The sequence below is a fragment of the Vibrio sp. Vb1574 genome, assembly GCF_033338675.1.
In genome coordinates, this window is sequence record NZ_JAWOTC010000499.1 from 1 (window position 1) to 1,007 (window position 1,007).

Below are 1,007 nucleotides of genomic sequence, written 5' to 3' on the forward strand. Positions count from 1 at the left end.
TATTGAGTTGAGCCACAGCGCGGAAAATCTGCCAGCGCATAATCTGTTTATTAACGAAGCTGCACCCATTGCTGAAGTCGCGCTCGACCAAATTCAAAGCCTAATTAATGAAGAGTCAGGCAATGAAATGGGCGGTGAGCGTAAGCGCTTATTTAAAGTCTACGCGGACAGTTACACTTCTCTAGCTAATGCTCTCTCGGCACTGCGTGATTTCCTGTTGTACGGACAGCAAACACATCTGGAGAAGTATCAAGACCTGATCAAATTCCACAACCAATCGGTCGCAGAAATCGACGCTAAACTGGATATGTTGTCAGACAACGACCAATCACTATGGTCATTGTTTAAAGAGATGCAACAGATGTATTTCCCCTTGGCTGATCAAGTGATTACGCTGCGTCAATCAGATGAATGGAACAAAGCAAATTTGCTAATGGCAAATGAGTTGTTACCCGCGGCAAACGCGTTAAATCAAAGCCTAGAAACGATTGTGTTGGCTCAGCAAGCTAAAGCGGATCAAAGCGGTGTTGGCATCAGTCAATCAATCAAAAATGTGCTTACGTCGATGCTGGTGGCAGCATTACTGGTCGTGATTGCGGCGATTGCGATTTCAAAATACATGGGAAATACCATTGGGCGCAGAGTCCAGCGATTATCAGAACGAGCGAAGATTATAGCCTCTGGCGATGTTTCTCAACCGCCATTGAACGTTGTTGGCAAGGATGAGCTGGCTGACCTTACGAGCTCTATCAATCGCATGAACGAGTCACTGGCAGGCATTGTTGCAGGTGTAAATGGCAAAGCGAACCAAGTGGACACCAGCATGGGTGCGCTTCTCGAATCGGCACAAGTTACATCCAATAACGTTGAACAACAACAGTCCAATATCTCAGAAATGGGGCGTCAACTCGAAGAGATTGCCTTTGCCGCGAGCAATACGTTGGATCAAGCTAATCAATCGGTGCAAAAGTTGTCAGATTCAAAAGATGAGATAGAACAAGGTCGTG

1 protein-coding gene is annotated in these 1,007 nt (G+C 46.0%); it reads left to right on the plus strand.

Going from position 1 to position 1,007, the window contains the following annotated elements; genetic code table 11:
• Positions 1-1,007: methyl-accepting chemotaxis protein (locus tag R7O12_RS27155; RefSeq protein ID WP_318127157.1), on the plus strand; the 1,007-nt coding region annotated here is incomplete at both ends.